The organism is Paludisphaera mucosa, from assembly GCF_029589435.1.
GTDB lineage: Bacteria > Planctomycetota > Planctomycetia > Isosphaerales > Isosphaeraceae > Paludisphaera > Paludisphaera mucosa.
The window spans coordinates 1,196,409-1,215,326 of sequence record NZ_JARRAG010000001.1 but is presented as its reverse complement, the minus strand read 5'-3'; the positions used below and the strand labels follow the sequence as shown (position 1 = coordinate 1,215,326).

Annotated in this window: 12 protein-coding genes; 7 read left to right on the top strand and 5 right to left on the bottom strand. The window is 66.0% G+C overall.

Annotated elements, in window-relative coordinates:
* Nucleotides 1–88 precede the first annotated feature (88 nt).
* Nucleotides 89–2,179, bottom strand: a complete 2,091-nt coding sequence (fusA, locus tag PZE19_RS04900) for an elongation factor G (RefSeq protein ID WP_277859454.1) — start codon at nucleotides 2,177–2,179, stop codon at nucleotides 89–91.
* A gap of 573 nt (nucleotides 2,180–2,752) precedes the next feature.
* Here fusA and PZE19_RS04895 point away from each other — a divergent pair.
* The 3 genes from PZE19_RS04895 to PZE19_RS04885 all read left to right on the top strand — a co-directional run bounded on the left by PZE19_RS04895 (nucleotide 2,753) and on the right by PZE19_RS04885 (nucleotide 5,505).
* On the top strand, nucleotides 2,753–3,535 hold the full coding sequence (locus tag PZE19_RS04895; protein ID WP_277859453.1) for a hypothetical protein: 783 nt from the start codon (nucleotides 2,753–2,755) through the stop codon (nucleotides 3,533–3,535).
* A gap of 245 nt (nucleotides 3,536–3,780) precedes the next feature.
* The gene (locus PZE19_RS04890; protein ID WP_277859452.1) at nucleotides 3,781–4,302 is read left to right on the top strand and encodes an HIT family protein; all 522 of its coding nucleotides are present in this window, start codon (nucleotides 3,781–3,783) and stop codon (nucleotides 4,300–4,302) included.
* A 96-nt stretch (nucleotides 4,303–4,398) separates the two neighbouring features.
* Complete coding sequence (locus PZE19_RS04885; protein WP_277859451.1) at nucleotides 4,399–5,505, top strand: PIN/TRAM domain-containing protein; 1,107 nt, start codon at nucleotides 4,399–4,401, stop codon at nucleotides 5,503–5,505.
* Between the two features lie 92 nt (nucleotides 5,506–5,597).
* Here the strand turns inward: PZE19_RS04885 and PZE19_RS04880 are convergent, their stop codons facing one another.
* Together PZE19_RS04880 and PZE19_RS04875 are read right to left on the bottom strand one after the other, a co-directional pair.
* Complete coding sequence (locus tag PZE19_RS04880) at nucleotides 5,598–6,848, bottom strand: aminotransferase class I/II-fold pyridoxal phosphate-dependent enzyme (protein WP_277859450.1); 1,251 nt, start codon at nucleotides 6,846–6,848, stop codon at nucleotides 5,598–5,600.
* A 470-nt stretch (nucleotides 6,849–7,318) separates the two neighbouring features.
* The gene (locus tag PZE19_RS04875; protein ID WP_277859449.1) at nucleotides 7,319–8,905 is read right to left on the bottom strand and encodes a trypsin-like peptidase domain-containing protein; all 1,587 of its coding nucleotides are present in this window, start codon (nucleotides 8,903–8,905) and stop codon (nucleotides 7,319–7,321) included.
* Between the two features lie 796 nt (nucleotides 8,906–9,701).
* Here PZE19_RS04875 and rlmN point away from each other — a divergent pair.
* From rlmN to PZE19_RS04860, 3 genes are all read left to right on the top strand, one after another.
* Nucleotides 9,702–10,739: a 23S rRNA (adenine(2503)-C(2))-methyltransferase RlmN gene (gene rlmN / locus PZE19_RS04870; RefSeq protein ID WP_277859448.1), complete on the top strand. Its 1,038-nt coding sequence runs from the start codon at nucleotides 9,702–9,704 to the stop codon at nucleotides 10,737–10,739.
* A gap of 456 nt (nucleotides 10,740–11,195) precedes the next feature.
* Complete coding sequence (locus tag PZE19_RS04865) at nucleotides 11,196–11,915, top strand: slipin family protein (RefSeq protein ID WP_277859447.1); 720 nt, start codon at nucleotides 11,196–11,198, stop codon at nucleotides 11,913–11,915.
* A gap of 47 nt (nucleotides 11,916–11,962) precedes the next feature.
* Nucleotides 11,963–12,859 carry a reverse transcriptase domain-containing protein gene (locus PZE19_RS04860; RefSeq protein WP_277859446.1) on the top strand — a complete coding sequence of 299 codons (897 nt, stop codon included), beginning with the start codon at nucleotides 11,963–11,965 and terminating at the stop codon, nucleotides 12,857–12,859.
* Nucleotides 12,860–12,885: 26 nt separating this feature from the next.
* Here PZE19_RS04860 and PZE19_RS04855 read toward each other — a convergent pair whose 3' ends face one another.
* On the bottom strand, nucleotides 12,886–13,275 hold the full coding sequence (locus PZE19_RS04855; RefSeq protein WP_277859445.1) for a hypothetical protein: 390 nt from the start codon (nucleotides 13,273–13,275) through the stop codon (nucleotides 12,886–12,888).
* A 317-nt stretch (nucleotides 13,276–13,592) separates the two neighbouring features.
* On the opposite strand from PZE19_RS04855, the gene PZE19_RS04850 reads away from it, so the two are divergent.
* Entirely contained in the window at nucleotides 13,593–16,076 is a 2,484-nt protein-coding gene (locus PZE19_RS04850) for an MMPL family transporter (protein ID WP_277859444.1), read from the top strand.
* 219 nt (nucleotides 16,077–16,295) lie between these two features.
* On the opposite strand, the gene PZE19_RS04845 is transcribed toward PZE19_RS04850, so the two are convergent.
* A complete protein-coding gene (locus tag PZE19_RS04845; protein WP_277859443.1) occupies nucleotides 16,296–18,800 on the bottom strand; it encodes an ATP-dependent Clp protease ATP-binding subunit in 2,505 nt (834 codons plus the stop codon).
* Nucleotides 18,801–18,918 lie beyond the last annotated feature (118 nt).

Below are 18,918 nucleotides of genomic sequence, written 5' to 3'. Positions count from 1 at the left end.
AACGAACTCAGGCGCGCGAAAAGGCCGCCGGGGGGGCCGGCGGCCTTTCGCAACGTCGTCGATCAGGTTCGGGAGGGGGCGAGGTCGGTCAGGCTTTCGCGGTGGCCTTGGCCTCGGCCTGGACCCGCTTGACGATCTCTTCCTGGAAGCGCGAAGGCAGCTTCTGGTACTTGAGGAACTCCATGCTGAAGCCCCCCTTGCCCTGGGTCATGCTCCGGAGGTCGTTCGAGTAGCCGAACATCTCGCTGAGCGGGACCTCGGCCGAGATGACGGTGTAGCCCGACCGGCTCTCGGTGCCCAGGATCACGCCTCGCTTGGACGAGATCGCACCCGTGACGGGGCCCTGGAACTCGGTCGGCACCTCGACCTCGACCAGCATGATCGGCTCCAGCAGGACCGGGTCGGCCTTGCGGAAGGTCTCGCGGAAGCAGTCGCGGGCGCAGATTTCGAAGGCCATCGTCGACGAGTCGACGTCGTGGTACGAGCCGTCTTCGAGGACCATCTGCACGCCCATGACCTCGTAGCCCGCGACCGGGCCCTTGTGCATGGACTCGCGGAAGCCCTTCTCGACCGACGGGATGTACTCGTTGGGGATGCGGCCGCCGGTGACCTTGTTCTCGAAGACGAAGGGCTCGGCGGACTGGGGCTCGATCGGCACGAGCTTGCCGACGACGTGGGCGTACTGGCCCGAGCCGCCGGTCTGCTTCTTGTGCTTGTAGTTGAACGGCGTCTCGCGGGTCGGCGCCTCGCGGTAGCTCACCTTGGGGGCGCCGACGGTGCAGTCGACCTTGTACTCGCGGCGGATCCGCTCGACGTAGATCTCCAGGTGGAGCTCGCCCATCCCCGAGATGATGGTCTCGCTCGTCTCCGCGTCGACGTGCACGCGGAAGGTCGGATCTTCCCGCATGAAGCGGTTCAGCGCCTTCGACAGCTTGTCGTAGTCGGCCCGCTTGTTGGGGTTGATCGACAGGTCGATGACCGGCTCGGCGGCGAAGATGCTCTCCAGCGAGTAGTTCACGCCTTCGGAGCAGTAGGTGTCGCCGGTGGCGCACTCGATGCCCATGACGGCCACGATGTCGCCGGCCTGCGCCGAGTCGATGTCTTCCTTCTGGTCGGCGTGGACCCGCAGGATGCGGCTGATCCGGGCCCGCTTCTTCTGACGCGAGTTGTAGTAGAACGTCCCCTTCTGGAGCGTCCCCTGGTAGACCCGCATGTAGGTGACCTGGCCGAACGTCTCCTCGACGAGCTTGAACGCCATGGCGACCAGCGGGGCGTCGGGGTCGGTCGAGAGCGGCACCTCGGCCATGCCGTTGTTGTTGTCCTTGGCGAAGACCTCGCGGTCGAGCGGGCTGGGCAGGTAGCGGCAGACCGCGTCGAGCAGGGGCTGGATGCCCTTGTTGCGATAGGCCGTGCCGATCATCACCGGGCAGATCTGCGAGGCGATGGTGCCTTCGCGGATCGTCTTGTGGATCAACTCGAGCGGGACCTCTTGTTCTTCGAGGAGCAGCTCCATGACCTCGTCGGAGACCATCGAGAGGGCTTCCAGCATCCCCTGGCGGGCGCGGGCCGCCTCTTCGATCTGGTCGGCCGGGATCTCGCCGTAGCGGACGTCCTCGCCCTTCTCGCCGTCGAAGTAGATCGCCCGGCGCTCGATCAGGTCGATCATGCCCTGGAAGTTCGACTCCGAGCCGATCGGGATCTGCAGCGGCAGGGTCGTCAGGCCGAGCTTGGACTCCAGCTGGCTGATGACGTTGACCGGGTTGGCGCCGGTGCGGTCCATCTTGTTGATGAACGCAATCCGGGGGACGTTGTACCGCTTCATCTGGCGGTCGACGGTGATCGACTGCGACTGCACGCCGGCGACCGCGCACAGGACGAGCACCGCGCCGTCGAGCACGCGGAGCGACCGCTCGACCTCGACCGTGAAGTCGACGTGGCCGGGTGTGTCGATGATGTTGATCTCGCTGTCGTGCCACCGGACCGTGGTGGCGGCGGAGGTGATGGTGATCCCCCGCTCCTTCTCCAGCTCCATGTGGTCCATCACCGCGCCCTCACCCTTGACCTCCTTGATCACGTGGGTCCGGCCGGTGTAATACAGCATCCGCTCGGTGAGTGTGGTCTTGCCCGAATCGATGTGGGCCGAGATGCCGATGTTCCGAAGGCTTTTCAGGTTTTCCATGGTCCGATTACGTCTCTACGGGCGCCGGAGGGGTGGAACGCCCTTCCCGCGACCAGAAACCACACGCCGAACTCATCGAGACGGGTGCCGCCCGGTTCGTCGTTCCAAGAACGAATGGACGGCCAGCCGAGGGAAGCGGTGCGCATCAAGCACGGTAGGCCGGCGGCGTCTTGATGCGGGATCGGGATCGATCCGGGGAGGCTCGCAGATGTTCAGGACGAACCATCGTAACAGTCGTCCCGAACGCGTCAAGGCTCATCCTTATCGCCGCAACTGATTATAACCGTCCGGCCTTGGAGTTGGAAAGGCCCCGTCGGAACGTCGACGCAGGCGGGCATGCCGTGCACCAGGCCCCGGCGGCCGCCCGCTCCAATTATTTCGCGTTCCGGCGCGAAAATTGGGAAGAGAGATTCGGCATTGATCGTGTACTCTTTACCTGTATGCTCCCTTGCGGGAGGATCAGGATGATCCCGAGGACGCCCGCTCCCTTAGCCAGGCGATCTCATCGACCCGTCGAACCTGCCGCAAGGACCGCCCGACTCTCCCTCCCGTGCGTAGGCCCAGGCGACTTGCATGACGTTTCCACCCGCCGAACCACCGAAAGCCGGCCGACGTCCCGCGTCGGCCCATGCGTTCTCCACGAACGTGCCCCGGCTGACGTTCCTGGTCCCGGGCTTCGCCCAATGGTCCCAAGGACGAAGGACGCGCGGGCTGATCCTCGCGGGCCTGTATCTGATCTCGGCGGCCTCGGCGTTGCTGCTCTGGGGGAATCCGACGACCTGGCTCTTCCTCGTCGGCCTGGTCTTCATCCAGGCCTTGAGCTGGGTCGAGGGCGTGCGCCAGAATCCGTTCTCCGGATTGACGCCCACGCCCGTCCTGGCCGTCATGGGGGGCGGGCTGAGCCTGGCCCTGCACGCCCCGATCTTCGGGCTCCTGACGCTTCTCGCATGGCCGAGTTACGGACCCGACCCGGGCGGGGGGTCGTACCTGGTGAATCGACTCGCCTACAAGGACCACCTGCCATCGCCGGGCCAGTGGGTCTGGCTCGACGGCTCGACCACCGGCCTTCAGAGCGCCGCGAAGGTCGTGGCCGTCGGCGGCCAGGAGGTCGAGTGGACCGGCCGTCGCTGGCTGGTCAATGGTGAGGAGGTGGTGCTCGACCCGGGGCACGCCTCGGCGGGATACCCCAAGCGCTGGAAGTTCCGGGTCCCCAGCGGCCACGTCCTGATCGACCCGGGGAGCGGCGGCGCCCGCTCGGACGAGACTCGAGCGGCCCTGATCATGGTCCCGCGCGAACATATCGTCGGCCAGGTCTGGGCGCACTGCTCGCCTTTTTGGGAGCGCGGCCTGCTCTGACGGCGAGACGGTCGTTCGCCCCCAGCCCCCTCGGCCAGCCTCCGAGGAAGCGTCGTTTTCTCGGGTCGCGCGAGACAGGCGCTCCCTTAGCCTGGTATGATCCAGTTGGATCGCGCGAGCCAACACGCCGGACGTCATACGAGTGCGAACCGTCCTCTCGCGCCTGATCATTCTTCCCGCCGAAACCGAACGTCGGGCTCCGCCTCCAGCGAGGCGGGAGGACGATCGGACGGAGTTCCTCGACGTTGCTCGACCGCATCTGGGCGCCGTGGCGTGCGCAATATGTGTCCGGGGCCGTCCGAGACGCCCGGACGGACTCCGCCTGCTTCCTTTGCACCGGCCTGGCCGAGGATCGCGACGCCGAAAATTTGATCGCATGGCGCGGTCGCGAGACGGTCGTGGTCCTGAATCGCTATCCTTATAACAACGGCCACCTCCTGATCGCTCCCACGAATCACAAGGGGACCTTGCAGGAACTCAACGGGTCGGAACTCGTCGAGCCGATCGAGACGATCCGCTGGATGATCTCGATCCTCGATCGCATGATGAGGCCCCAGGGTTACAATGTGGGTTTGAACCAGGGCAAGGCGGCCGGCGCGGGCCTCCCCGGCCACCTCCACTGGCACGTCGTGCCTCGTTGGGACGGCGACGTCAATTTCATGCCCGTCCTGGCCGAGACCAAGGTGATCACCGAGAGCCTCGGGAGTTTCCACGATCGCCTGAGATCCGAGATCGAACTGGACCGGCGAGCCGGCGTCGGGCTCTGAACGAACGATTTCGTCCAGCTTTTTATTGCATCATACTTATCTTGGTTCGATGTCCGATTCATCCTGGCGGCTCGTTCATCGCGAGGTTTTCATCCCATGCTGCTCGTCCTGATTCGACTGACGTTCATCCTGGTGGTCGCGGGCCTGGGCGTGCGCCTCGCTCGGATCGTGGGCGAGAACGAGATCGGCAAGCCCTACGTCTTCTTCATCGGCCTGATGCTGGCGGCCATCGCGTTCGTGATGGGCGACCTCCTGACCCCGAGGAAGCGGATCCAGACGATCTCGGCCGTGTATTTCGGGGTGATCGTCGGCATCTTTCTCAGCAACCTGATCAATGACGCGGTCCAGCCCGCGGTGCAGCTCTACATCAATCCCATGATCCACTCGGCGATCGCCAGCGTCTTGACGATCTTCATCACGTACATCTGCATCTCGACCTTGCTTCAGACCAAGGACGACTTCCGCTTCGTCATCCCCTACGTCGAGTTCTCCAAGGAGGTCAAAGGGGCCCGTCCCCTGGTACTGGACACCTCGGTCGTGATCGACGGTCGGATCGCCGACGTCGCCGAGACCAAGGTGATCGACCAGCCCATGGTCGTCCCGCGGTTCGTCCTTCAGGAGCTTCAGGGCATCGCCGACAGCTCCGACAAGCTGAGGCGCAATCGCGGTCGGCGAGGGCTGGACATCCTGAACCGCCTCCAGAAGTCGCCGGGCATCGAGATTCGCATCGACGACGCCGAGATCCCCGAGCTGGCAGGCATCCGCGAGGTCGACCAGCGGCTCGTGATCCTGGCCAAGCATCTCGGCGGCAAGGTCGTCACCAACGACTACAACCTCAACAAGATCGCCCGACTCCAGGGCGTCGACGTGATCAACCTCAACGACCTGGCGAACGCGATGAAGCCCATCGTCCTGCCGGGCGAGAACCTCACGGTCAAGTTGATCAAGCGCGGCGAAGAGGCGGGACAAGGCGTCGGCTACCTGGACGACGGCACGATGGTCGTCGCCGAGCAAGGCGCGCATCATTTGGGCGAGATGGTCAAGCTGATCGTCACGAGCGTCCTCCAGACCAGCGCCGGCCGGATGATCTTCGGCCGCATGGAGTTGCTGGCCCCGCCGCCGAAGGCGGGCCCGGGGCCGAACCCGCAGGCCCAGCACGACAACGCTCCGCCCGCCCCTCAGGGTCGCAACCGCGACGTGTGAGCGCGTCCTGACGGCGTCGGCTTCAAAAGCGAGACGCCGCGACCCGGGCCCTCCGGCGGCCCGGGGTCGAGGCGTCGGGCGTTTCGGGTCGCTCAGTTCACGGCCTGTTCGAGGCGCAGGCAGCGGCCGATCTGGCGTACGGCCTGACGGAGGCGCTGGGCGTTCTCGACCAGGGCCATCCGCAGCGAGCCTTCGCCGGCCTCGCCGAAGCCCCGGCCCGGGCTGACGGCGACGTTCGCCTCTTCGAGCAGCTTCATGGCGAAGTCGATCGAGCCCATTTGGCTGCGCCAGGGCTCGGGCATGTTGGCCCAGACGAACATGCCGGCCTTGGGCGGCTGGACCTCCCAGCCCTGGCGACGGAGGCCGCGGACCATCACGTCCCGACGCTCCTGATACTCGGCCACCTGGGCCATGCGGCCTTCCTCGCCATGCCTCAGCGCGACGATCGCGGCCACCTGCACGGCCTGGAAGATGCCGTAATCGTAGTAGCCTTTGATCGCCTTGAGTGCGCCGAGCATGTCGCGGTTGCCGGCCGCGAAGCCCACCCGCCAGCCGGCCATGTTGTAGCCCTTCGACATCGTCGTGAATTCGCAGCCGACCTTGATGGCGTCCTTCACCGAAAGGAAGCTCGGCGGCTGGTAGCCGTCGAAGCCGATGTCCCCGTAGGCGAAGTCGTGGATGACGAAGAAGCGGTACTTCTTGGCCAGGCCGACGATCTCCTCGAAGAAGGCCGGCTCGACCACCGAGGCCGTCGGGTTGTGCGGGTAGTTGAGCACGAGGATCTTGGGTCGGGGGTGCAGGCTCTCGCAGACCCTCGCGATGTTCGTCAGGAACGCCTGCTCGTCGCGCACGTCGAGCGAGATGACGTTGGCCGAGGCCAGCGCGATGGCGTGGATATGGATCGGAAAGCTCGGGGCGGGCACCAGCGCCGTGTCGCCGGGGCCGAGGAGGGCCAGGCACATGTGGCTGAACCCTTCCTTCGAGCCGATCGTGGCGACGACCTCCTGGTCGGGGTCGAGCTTCACCCCGAAGCGGTTCTCATACTTGGCGGCCACCTCTCGGCGCAGGTTGTAGATGCCGGTGGCCACGCTGTAGCGATGGTTCCGCGAGTCGCGGGCGGCCTCGCACAGCTTGTCGATCACCCACTCCTCGGGCGGATCGGTGGGGTTCCCCATGCCCAGATCGATGACGTCGATCCCGGCGGTCCGCTTCCGATACTTCAACTCGTTGATCTTGCCGAACAGGTACGGCGGGAGGTTGCGCACCCGGGGCGCGACTTCGATGTCATAGTGCTCGGTCGACTCGTGCTCTTCGGATCCGGGATTGGTTTTCGGATCGATCATCGCGACCTTCGTCCTCGGCCCGCGGTAGGAATCATGGCGAGCGCCCGCCGTCCACCGGACCCGCCGGCGGGCTCTCCTCGAAGAAATTCGACGATGGCCGGGGCGTCGCCTCGCGGACGTTCCTCGGCCCAGGTTCCTCTTAATACCATACCGCAGATCGGCCGATCCTGGCAGTTCCTTTCCACGGACTGACGCCGATCGTCCGAGCACCCGCCCGGCCGGCAAATTTCGGCCGATCGGCGCATCCGTCTTGAATCGGGGCCAAGGTCTCGGATTGTGTGATTCCCGTGGAGCGGCAAGTCGATAACTCGTTCTACCACCAGGTCGACCCGTCGACTTCGTCGCAAACCTCCTCGATTGACCCCGCGGCACCAGGTCATTCTGGATTCTCATAGATCGAAGAAAGGGCGTCCCGGTTCGCACCGGGACGCCCTTTCTCGCTTCAAGACGGTCGATCGAGGACGATCGTCTCACTTCACCGGAGTAGCCTTGGCCAGCGACACGAAGCGGCTGCCGGCCTTGTTGGACTGGACGTAGAACGAAAGGACCTCGCTCTTGGCGGCCAGCTCCTGGAACGACTTCACGTCGCCCACAGGCTGAACGCTCTTGTCGCGGAGGATCTTGGTGATGACGTCGCCTTCCTTGATCCCCTCGGCGTCGGCGGGGCTGTTCTCCTTCACCTCGGCGACGAGCAGGCCCTTGACGTCCTTGGGCAGGCCCAAAGACTCGGCCAGCTCGGCGGTCAGCGGCTGGACTTCCAGCCCGAAGTCGCTGACGGAGGTCTTCGCAGGTTCCTTGGTCGCGGAGCCCTCATCGCCCTTGTTCTGGTCGCGTTCGACGTCGAAGACCACGTTCTCGGCCGGGGCCGGGACGATGTTCGCCGTCTTACGCTCGCCGTCGCGGTAGTATTCGACCGCGAAATCCTTGCCGGAGGGGCTGGCGGCCACCTTCAGGCGGAACGAGGGGATGCCGTCGACCTTCTCGCCGGCGAAGCCGACGATCACGTCGCCCTGCTTGAGGCCGGCCTTCTCGGCGGGCCCGCCGGGGACGACTTCGCCCACGAGGATCCCCTTGGCGGCGGCGTCCAAGCCGAGCTGCTTGGCGAGGACCGGCGTGAGCGGGTCGAGCTTGATGCCGATCCGCGAGCGGCTGACCTTGCCGTCCTTGATGAGCTGGTCGGCGACGTTCTCCGCCATGTCGATGGGGATCGCGAAGCCGATGCCGTCGTTGCCGCGGCTGCCGGTGACGATCGCCGAGTTGACGCCCACGACCTCGCCCGCCATGTTGACCAGCGGCCCGCCCGAGTTGCCCGGGTTGATCGCGGCGTCGGTCTGCAGGAACGACTCGTACTCGTTGATCCGGACGTTGTTCCGCTCGGTCGCGGAGATGATGCCGGTGGTCACGCTCTGGCTCAGCTCGAACGGCGAGCCCACGGCCATGACCAGGTCGCCGACCTTGAGCTTGTGGCTGTCGCCCTTGGGCAGCGCGGGGTAATTGGTCGTGTCGACCTTGATGACCGCCACGTCGGACTTCTCGTCGCGGCCGACGACCGTCGCGGGCAGCTCGATGCCGTCGTAGAAGGCCACGGTGATCTTCTCGGCCCCCTCGACGACGTGGTTGTTCGTCAGGATGTGGCCCTTGTCGTCATAAACGAAGCCCGACCCGACGCCCGTGCCGGGGCCGCCGAACTGGTTCTTCTCGGGCATCCCCTCGGGGCCGAAGAACCGCTTGAGCATCTCCTCGAAATCCTTCATGTCGCGGGGCGATTGGGGATTGCGGCCGTTCCCGCCCGGACCGTTGGGATTGCCCGGCATCGGGAACTGGAAGTTCCGTAGGTTCGGCCCGGTGGCCTTCTTCTTGACGCTGATCTGGACCGCCGAAGGCTTCACGAATTCGGCCACGGATTCGTAGGCCTGCGAAAGTGCCTCGGCCACCTTCTGACTCTCGGGAGACACCTTGGGGGCCGCGGGCATCGGACGCAACACGCCCGTCGAGCTGACCAACGCGGCCGACGAGACCACGAGGGCCGCCCAGGCGACTGGGGTACTCTTCATCATCAACCTGCTCCTGTTGTAGTCCCTGGAGGGACCGCGGTGATCCGCCCTTGCGGAAGCCGGCGGCCCCCGTCGAGCGCCATGCCGGACGACCGCCGAGCGAGCCCGTCGGCCGTCCTCAAACCTTGATCCGGCAGTCACTTGGACGAGGCGTCCCGGACCCGCCGGCCTGATTGCACGCGAATCTCCGTTTCCTACGACGGGTCCGTCCCGATGGTTTGTTCAAGGATTCGAAGTTTCTTGCGACGGCTCGAGAGCGACCGAATCCCCCATAAATGCGAGCGCATCGACCCACTTCGCCCTTACGGCGTTCGTCGAGGAGGCTCGGATATTGTGCGCCTGTCGGCGACTCTCCCGTTCGGCTTCGGTCTGGCTTCGGAATGGCTTCGGAATGGCTTCGATTCGGGTCCGCTCGGGTTCGTCCATCCCCTCGGCCAGGCCACGATACTCGCGTCAAACAAGGATCTCAGTTCGACGTAAACCACAAACTTGATGGAATTTATGGCCACCTCGAGTCTAGCCGATGTCCGGCGGAAAAACCTCGTCGGATTGGCTTCGATGGTGTTTTCGAAGGACTCGAAACCGAGGAGTCTCCTTGACTTAAGGGTGATCTCGATCGACCGACGCGCGAAATCCACTTGATAATAATGCACCATACCGCCTGGTCTCGAACGGGCCGCAGCACGAATCGCCGCGCCGTCTGGAATTCTTCGGCGGGTGTCGCTTCGCTATGCTGAGAGCCCTAGGACCACTCTCGGGTCGACCGTGGGAACGAATCAGGCGGGGAGACGACGCGACGATGGATCCGAGGAACGTCCGGCCGGGCGAGCTGGAGACGTGGGCGGCGGGCCGGGGCTGCGACGCCGGGGTCGCGCGAAAGCTGTTGTCCACCGTCTTCCAGCGCGGGGTGCTCGACCCGTCGCGCTGGATGGCGGAATCCCAGATCCCAAGGCGGCTCGCGGAGGCCGTCTCTCCCCTCCCCTTGCCGAGGCTCACGCTCGACGCCTCGGTCGTCTCGCCGGGCGACGGATTCCAGAAGCTGAGGTTCCGGACGAGTGAAGGGCTGGCGCTCGAGACGGTCCTGATCCCGCTCCACAAGCCGGGGGCGGTCAGCCTCTGTCTCTCGTCTCAGGTCGGCTGCGCGATGGGCTGCACGTTCTGCGCGACGGCCCGGATGACCTCGCGACGCAACCTGCAGGCCTGGGAAATCATCGACCAGTTCCTCCAGGCACGCGAGATCGTCCGCGGCCAGGGGCGGCGGGTGACGGGCGCCGTGTTCATGGGCATGGGCGAGCCGTTCCTCAACTACGACCACGTCCTGACGGCGGCCGACCTGCTGCGTTGCTCGTCGGCCGGCTCGATCGGGGCGAAGGCGATCACGATCAGCACCGTGGGCCTCGTCCCGGAGATCGACCGCTACACCCGCGAAGGGCATCGCTATCGACTGGCGATCAGCCTCGGCGCGGCGACCGACGCCAAGCGTCGCGAGTTGGTGCCGGTCGCGTCGCGCTGGCCCGTCGCCGAGGTCGTCGCCGCGGCCCGACGTTTCGCCCTGGCCCGCCGCTGCCGCGTGACCCTGGCCTATGTCTGCATCGCCGGGGTGAACGTCGGCGAGGACGACGCACAGGCCCTGGGCGTGCTGATCGGCGACACCCCCGTCCGCGTCGACCTGATCGAAGTCACCGACCCCTCGGGCCGGTACGCCCCGCCGACGACGGCGGAGCTGCAAGCCTTCCGCGACGCCCTGACCCGACATGTCGGCCAGCCGATCGTCCGGCGTTACTCGGGGGGCAAGGACATCCAGGCCGCCTGCGGAACCCTCGCCGGCGTCGGCTGAATCGCCGCGGACCAGGCCGCCGGACGGCGGCCTTCCGATGGTCGTCGAGGCCCGCCGGCCGCCTCTGGTGGGCTCGAAATCAGGCCAGTACAATCAGGCCGCCTCAAGTCTCGCGGCGCTCCCCTTTAGGATCGAGCGTTCCGCAGTTGGGGGATACGTTTTAGCCGTGCATCGCATGGCGTCGCACGGCTAACGTCGGGGGGTGAAACGCGAGTCCTGCGGCCGCAAGGCCGGAGGTCTCGCCGCCGGCCGCGGGAAACCGCGGTCCGCGATCGTCTTGCGTCGGTCAGGATACCTGTCGGAACTCGCCCCGAGCCATCGGCTCCCGGCGTGCCGGCATCAATGATCGGCCCGCGTTCGCCGATTCGTCCGGCACCAGCCCTCCGACTCGCCATCATCGGATCGTCCGTTCGCGTATCGCTCGCAGTCTCATTGCGCCCCCGAGAGGAGCCGGTCGTGTTCCGTCGCACGGTGATCGTCCGCGAATTCGAACGGGGGTTGCTCTATCATCACGGCCGATTCCTCGAGCTACTGCCCCCCGGACGTTACCGCTTCTGGAGCTGGCAGGACCGCCAAGTCGATCGCATGGACTTACGCGAAGTCAGCCAGACGGTCGAGGCCCAAGAGATCCTCACGGCGGACAAGATCGGCGTCCGCGTCACCCTGATCGCCCAGTACAGGGTCTCGGACCCGATCGCCGCTCGCCATCGCGTCGGCGACTTCCAGACGCAGCTTTACCAGGATCTGCAACTGACCCTCCGCGAGGCGATCGTCGGCCGCACCCTCGAGGAGCTGCTGAAAGAGCGCGACGCCCTCTCGCGCGACCTGCAGATCAGCGTCGCACCGCGAGCGAACGCCTTCGGGGTCGAGCTCACACGGGTCGGCGTCAAGGACATGGTCCTCCCCGGCTCGGTCCGCGCCGTGTTCCTTCAGGAAGTGGAAGCCGACCTGAAGGGCCGCGCCAACCTCACGTCCGCCCGCCATGAGGTCGCCGCGGCGCGGGCCCGCGTCAATACGGCGAGGATGATCCAGGATAACCCCTTGCTGCTGAAGCTCCAGGAGCTGGAAACCCTGTCGCAGCTGGCGTCCAAATCCGGCAACGTGCTCATCATCCCCGGCCTGGACTCGTTGCTTTCCCGCGCGTCCGACTCCTCGCCGCGGGCGGGATCCTCATGAGCGCGCGTCTCCCGCTGAGCCGCCTCGTCCCTGAGGGTCTTCGTCGCATGATCGCGAGGGACGCTGGGCCCTCCGACCAGACCGCAAGGCTGGCTGCGATTCTCGACATCGATGATGAGGAGTTGCGGGGGGTACGGCTGGGCCCTCGATACCATTATCGACCGTTCACCATCTCCAAGCCCGACGGCCGCGAACGTCGACTCCTGGCACCCTCGCCCTCGCTGAAGCGGCTGCAACGCAGGCTGCTGGACGGGTACCTGGTCAGCCTGCCGATCCATCCCGCCGCGACCGCATTCTATCCCGGGGCGACCACCGTCCTCAATGCGATTCCCCATGCGAGGAGCGCCCTGATCGCGACGGTGGACCTGCGAGACTTTTTCGAGACGACGCAGTCGGCTCGGGTGAGAGGATGCTTTCGCGCGCACGGTTGGCGTGGCGAGGCGTTGCAGGTTCTGATGCGGCTATGCACCTCGCGCGAGGGATTGCCGCAGGGCGCGCCGACCAGCCCCTGCCTGAGCAACCTGGTCAACGTCCAACTCGACGACCGACTGCTGAGACTGGTTCGTCGTTCACGCGGGATTTACACCCGTTACGGCGACGACCTGACCTTCTCCTGGCCCCACGACCGGATGCCGAGCGGCTTCCGGCGATCCGTCGAGGATGCCCTCGGGGATTCGGGATACGAGGTTCAGCCGCGAAAGGGCTGGCAGGTGGGCGAGGCCCGCGAACGGCCCCGCGTGACGGGTCTAGTGCTCGCCGGGGACGGTCGGCTACGCGTCCCCTGGGAACTGAAGTGGCGGACCGCAGTCTTGCGTTGGCGATCCTGGTGGACCCGGGATCCGGTCGACCTGGCGAGGCTGCAGGGCCGCCGTGAGTATCAGCGGATGGTCGAGCAGGTGCCCGAGGCCATCCGACATCGTCGTTCAGCACACGACGGCCGCTAAGGTGCGACCGTCGGGCTGCGGGCGCCTCAGGCCTTGCGAGAGCGAGCCACGCGGGCGGCGTGGTGCCGGAGGGCCGTTACGAGTTCAAGGGTGGCCTTGGCGAAAGGGCGGAGTGCGGAATGCTGCGCGACCCATTCCTCGGCCTGGGGGAGGGCGATGAACTGATGGCGGCCGTGCCGCGTCGACATTTCGACGACGCCCTGATCGACCAGGTAGAGGAGCACCCCCAGGCGGCGGTGGAGCGGGACTCGCGTCCAGTAGTCGGAACGACTGAGGTCGTTCTCCAGGTGCAGGCCGACGTAACGCAGCGTCTCTTCGTAAAGCGCGTTCAGATGCTCGTCGTTGCGATGCGCGTTGTAGTGGGCCAGGCGGCCCGTCCAGAAGGTGGCGAGTTCGCGGAGCGATGAAGGCGACAAGGCAGGTTTCCTCTGAGGCCCGTTCTGAGGCCGAATCGTCGGCCCCCTGAGATGCTTCTAAAACATAATACGCTTCAGGGCAAGTTTCAGGCCAACCAACCGTCCGAATCCACACCGCCTACCACCCCCCCGTCCCGGCGATCACGGCCCCAGTCGGCGAGGTCGTTTCGCTTTGACAGGGGGCCGACGATCGACTAGACTCGGCCCGGTCAACCAAAAAGCTTGCCGCTGGACGACTTGGGATCAAGAGACCGGCTTCCCGCTCGACGCCTTCAGGGTGGGAGTCGTCTGCTCCTCTACGGGAAACCGTACCGAACATGTTTCGTTTTCTCGCGGGTCTCGTGCAGCGTCGATCCTGGGTCGTCCTCCTGCTCTGGATTTCAGCGACAGCCCTGCTGTTTCTTTACGCACCGCGTTGGGAGGACGTGACCAAGGACGACGACGTCCGGTTCTTCCCGCGCGACTACCCCAGCGTCGTCGGGCAGGAGCTGCTCGAGCGCGGCTTCCCCAGGGACGCCTCCAGTTCGCAGGTGGTCTTCATCTTCGAGAGGCCCGCGGGCCCGCTGAGCCCGGAAGACCTGGCCTACGTCGAGAAGCAAGCGTCCGAGTTCTACAAATGGAGCGAGGCCGACCCCACCCTCGGCGTCAAGAAGATCGACACGCATCGATCGCCGGTCATCGGCCCGCGATTGATCGGCAAGGCCCACGACGGCCCCGGCCAGGCCGTGCTCTCGATCGCCGCGCTCAACGGCACCTACCTCTCGCGCAAGACCCGGATCGCCGTCGACAAGATCCTCGACTACCTGCACGAGCAGCCCCCCCTCCCCGAGGGCCTCACCCGATCGGTCTCCGGCTCGGCGCTCGTCGGCCACGACATGAACACCGCCGCGAACGAGAGCATCGAGAACACGACCACGGCGACCATCGTCCTGGTGATCGCCATCCTGCTGATCGTCTACCGATCGCCGCTGCTGGCGATGGTCCCCCTGGTGACGATCGCGTTCTCGGTCGTCGTCTCGATGAAGGCGATCGCGGCGCTGACGGCGATCCCGTTCCTGTCGTTCCAGGTCATCAACATCACCCGGGTCTTCGTCGTCGTGGTGCTGTTCGGGGCCGGGACCGATTACTGTCTCTTCCTGATCGCCCGCTACCGCGAGGAGCTGGCGCGGGGGCGGACGCGCGAGGACGCACTCCGCGAGGCGATCGAGCAGGTGGGCGGCGCGCTCGTCGCGAGCGCGGGGACGGTCATCGTCGGCCTGGGAATGCTCTATTTCTCCAGCTTCGCAAAGATCCGCTATACCGGACCCGCGATCGCGATGAGCCTGTCCATCGCCCTGCTGGCGGCCCTGACGCTGGCTCCGATGCTGCTCAGATGGCTCGGCGGCGTGATTTTTTGGCCCTTCCGGCCGCCCCACCACACTCCCGGCGCGGATCGCGAGGCCGAGAGCCTTCAAGAGATGCCGATGACCGGCTTCTGGGTCGGGGTCTCAAGCCTGGTCGTCCGCCATCCGGTCTGGATCCTGACCTTAAGCCTGGCCGCGCTCTTGCCCCTGGCCGTGATCGGGGCGAGGACGACGTCGAACTACAGCCAGCTCGCCGACCTCTCGCCCGACCGGCCGAGCGTCGTCGGGGCCTCGGTGATCCGCCGTTACTTCGCGGTCGGCGAGTTGAGCCCGACGATCGCGGTCGTCGAGAATCCCAAGGTCGATTTCCGGACTCCCGAAGGCCGCGAGAAGGTCACCGAGGTCACCCGTCGCCTGCTGGCGGTCCCAGGCGTGGCCGAGGTCCGCTCGCTTTCGCAGCCGACCGGCAAAACTCCGATGCTCGATTCGGAGATGAACTTCCTGCAGAAGATGGCCGACCGGGCCCTGCGTGCGGCGGCCGACGGCCGATACGTCAGCATCAAGCCACAAGATCGAAACGCCCCGAACCACATCACCCGGTTCGACATCGTCTTCGAGACGGATCCGTTCTCGCGGGCGAGCCTCACGAGCCTCTCCCGGGTCGGCGACACCCTGGACGCCGCGAGCAAGCCCGGAGGCCCGATCCAGGGCGCATCGGCCGTCGGCCTCGCCGGCTCGACGTCCGCCGTGAACGACCTGATGAGGGTGACGACGGGCGACGAGCGGCGAATGTATTTCCTCGTGACCTTCGGGGTCTACATCATCCTGGTCGCCCTGCTGCGGCGGCCGGGGACGTGCCTCTACCTCATCCTGACCGTCGTTTTGGGCTACCTGGCCTCCCTGGGGATCACCGAGCTGGTCTTCAAGGGCATGCACCACGGCACCGAACCCTGGGGCGGCCTCGACTGGACCGTGGGCTTCTTCCTCTTCGTGATCCTGGTGGCGGTCGGCGAGGACTACAACATCCTGCTGATGGCGCGCGTGATCGAGGAGGAAGCGAAGCACGGGGCCGTCGAAGGGACGCGCCGGGCGGTCGCGCATACGGGCGGCATCATCAGCTCGTGCGGCCTGATCATGGCGGGCACGTTCGGCTCGATGCTGACGGGGAGCCTGACGTCGCTCCGCGAGCTTGGCTTCTCGCTGGGCCTGGGCGTGCTGCTCGACACCTTCCTGGTGCGGCCGATCCTCGTGCCGGCGTTCGTGGTGGTCGCCGACAAGCTGTGGAACGAGGCCCCGAACGCCGCCAAGGTGAAGGCCAAGCAGCAGGCCGAGAAGGATGAGCGGACCGCCGCGACCTTCGCGGCCTCCGCGAACGGCAAGCTCGTCGAGGAGGACGAGGTGCGATCGATGGCTCCCGACGCGGTCGACTCCTGCCTCGGCCAGTTCTACGAGGAGTGAGCTGCCTCCTCGGGTGCGATCTCGATCGAAAGGATGCTCTTCGCGCGGATGATTCGGCGGCCGCCGTCTGGTTGCGCAAGCACGCTGGGGTCCACGCGACGCTCGACGAGATTGGGCGCGCCCAGGGCCGAATCGAGACGCGAAAGAGGGGGGCCGAAGCCCCCCTCTCTGCTGGATCGTCGCTTTGCTCACGCCGCCCCGGGGGCGGATCGAGTCGGGTCAGGCGTCGCCGCCGACCGCGGCGAGTTCCTGGCCCTTGGGCTCGTCGCCCTTCTTGACGGCGTCGAACTTGAGCTTCTTGATCTCGTCGCCCTCGACGTCGACCATGATCAGATTCTTGCCGCTGAAGGTCCCTCGCAGGATCTCCTCCGACATGGGGTTCTCGATCATGTTCTCGATCGCGCGGCGGAGCGGCCGGGCCCCGTAGTCGGGGTTGTAGCCCTTGGCGATGATCAGTTCCTTGGCGGCGTCGGTCAGGACCAGCTCCAGCCCGCGGTCGGCCATGCGGCCGCGGATCTTCGCCAGCTCGATGTCGACGATCCGCTTCAGGTCCGGCTGGGTCAGCGAGTGGAAGACGATGACGTCGTCCAGCCGGTTCAGGAACTCGGGCCGGAAGTACTTCTCGATGGCGACCTTGAGCCGCTCCTTCATCTCCTCGTAGCTGCCGGCCTCGTCACGACCGCGGTCGAACCCGAAGATGTTCGTGCTCGACGTCACCTCCGCACCGGCGTTGGTGGTCATGATGATGATCGTGTTCTTGAAGTCGACGTTGCGGCCGAAGCTGTCGGTCAGCCGGCCTTCCTCCATGATCTGGAGGAGCATGTTGTAGACGTCGGGGTGGGCCTTCTCGATCTCGTCGAGGAGGACGACGGCGTAGGGGCGCCGGCGGATCTTCTCGGTGAGCTGGCCGCCCTCCTCGTAGCCCACGTAGCCCGGAGGGGCGCCGATGAGCCGCGAGACGTTGTGCTTCTCCATGTACTCCGACATGTCGATCTGGATCAACGCGTCGGCGTCGCCGAACATGAACTCGGCCAGGGCCTTGGCCAGGTGCGTCTTACCCACGCCGGTCGGCCCGGCGAAGATGAAGCTGCCGATGGGCCGCTTGGGATCTTTGAGTCCGGCGCGGCTGCGGCGGACGGCCTCGCTGATCCGCTTGATGGCCTCGTTCTGGGAGATGACCTTCTTCTGGATCTCCTCTTCCATCCGGAGGAGGCGGGCGGTCTCCTCGGTCTCCAGGCGGGTGAGGGGGATGCCGGTCATCTTGCTGACGACCTCGGCGATCACCTCTTCGTCGACCGTGCCGTCGATCTCCTTGGAGCGCTCGCGCCACTCGCGGGTGATCGTCTCTTTCTTCTTCTTGAGCTTGTCGGCCTGGTCGCGGAGCGCGGCGGCCCGCTCGAAGTCCTGGTTGGCGACGGCCTCTTCCTTGTCCTGATTGAGCCGCTCGATCTGCTCGTCGAGCTCCTTCAGGTCGGGGGGCCGGGTCATCGCCTTGAGGCGGACGCGGGCGCCCGACTCGTCGACGACGTCGATGGCCTTGTCGGGCAGGCAGCGGCCCGTGATGTAGCGGTCGGACAGCTCGACGGCCGCCTCCAGCGCGTCGTCGGTGATCTGGACGCGGTGGTGGGCCTCGTAGCGGTCGCGGAGGCCGCGGAGGATCTCCAGGGCCTCGGTCTTGCTGGGGGGCTCGACGACGATCGTCTGGAACCGACGCTCGAGCGCGCCGTCCTTCTCGATGTACTTGCGGTACTCGTCGAGCGTCGTCGCGCCGATGCACTGGACCTCGCCGCGGGCGAGCGCCGGCTTGAGGACGTTGGAGGCGTCGATCGCCCCCTCGGCCCCGCCGGCGCCGACCAGCGTGTGCAGCTCGTCGATGAAGAGGATCGTGTTCTTGGCGCGGCGGACCTCGTTCATGACCGCCTTGATCCGCTCCTCGAACTGGCCGCGGTACTTCGTGCCGGCGACCATCATCGCCAGGTCGAGCACGACGATGCGGCGGTCGCGGAGCAGCTCGGGGACGCTGCCGTCGACGATGAGCTGGGCGAGGCCCTCGACGATGGCCGTCTTGCCGACCCCCGCCTCGCCGAGGAGGACGGGGTTGTTCTTGGTGCGGCGCGAGAGCACCTGGATCACGCGCTCGATTTCATTCTGGCGGCCGATGACCGGGTCGAGCTTGGTTTGCCGAGCCAGTTCGGTCAGGTCGCGTCCGAACGAGTCCAAGGCCGGGGTCTTGGACTTATTGCCTTTTGACGTGGCGCCGCGTTCACCCTCGCCGCCAGCGTCCATACCGTGACCGAGCAAGTTCAGCACCTCCTCGCGCACTTCTTCCAACTTCAGGTTCAGGTTCATCAAGACCTGAGCGGCCACCCCTTCCTGCTCGCGCAACAGGCCGAGCAGCAGGTGTTCGGTGCCCACGTAATTGTGATTCAGGTTGCGGGCTTCTTCGATCGCGTACTCGATGACCTTCTTGGCCCGGGGCGTCTGGGGGAGCTTCCCCATCGTGACCATCTCGGGCCCGGCCTGGACGATCTTCTCGACCTCGTTGCGGATCTTCCGGAGGTCGACGTCCAGGTTCCTCAAGACGTTGGCGGCCACCCCGCTGCCTTCCTTGATCAGCCCTAGCAAGACGTGTTCCGTGCCGACGTACTCGTGGTTGAAGCGCTGGGCCTCTTGGTTGGCCAGCTGCATCACCTTGCGAGCACGATCGGTGAAGCGTTCAAACATGCGGTCTACTCCGATCCGACGTTCTTGGCGGCGACGAGCCCTCTCTTGTCGTGCATTGTACACCCGGAGCCCCGCGCCGGTTCAAGTCGACCGGCGCCGTCGCACGGCTTTTCGCGCG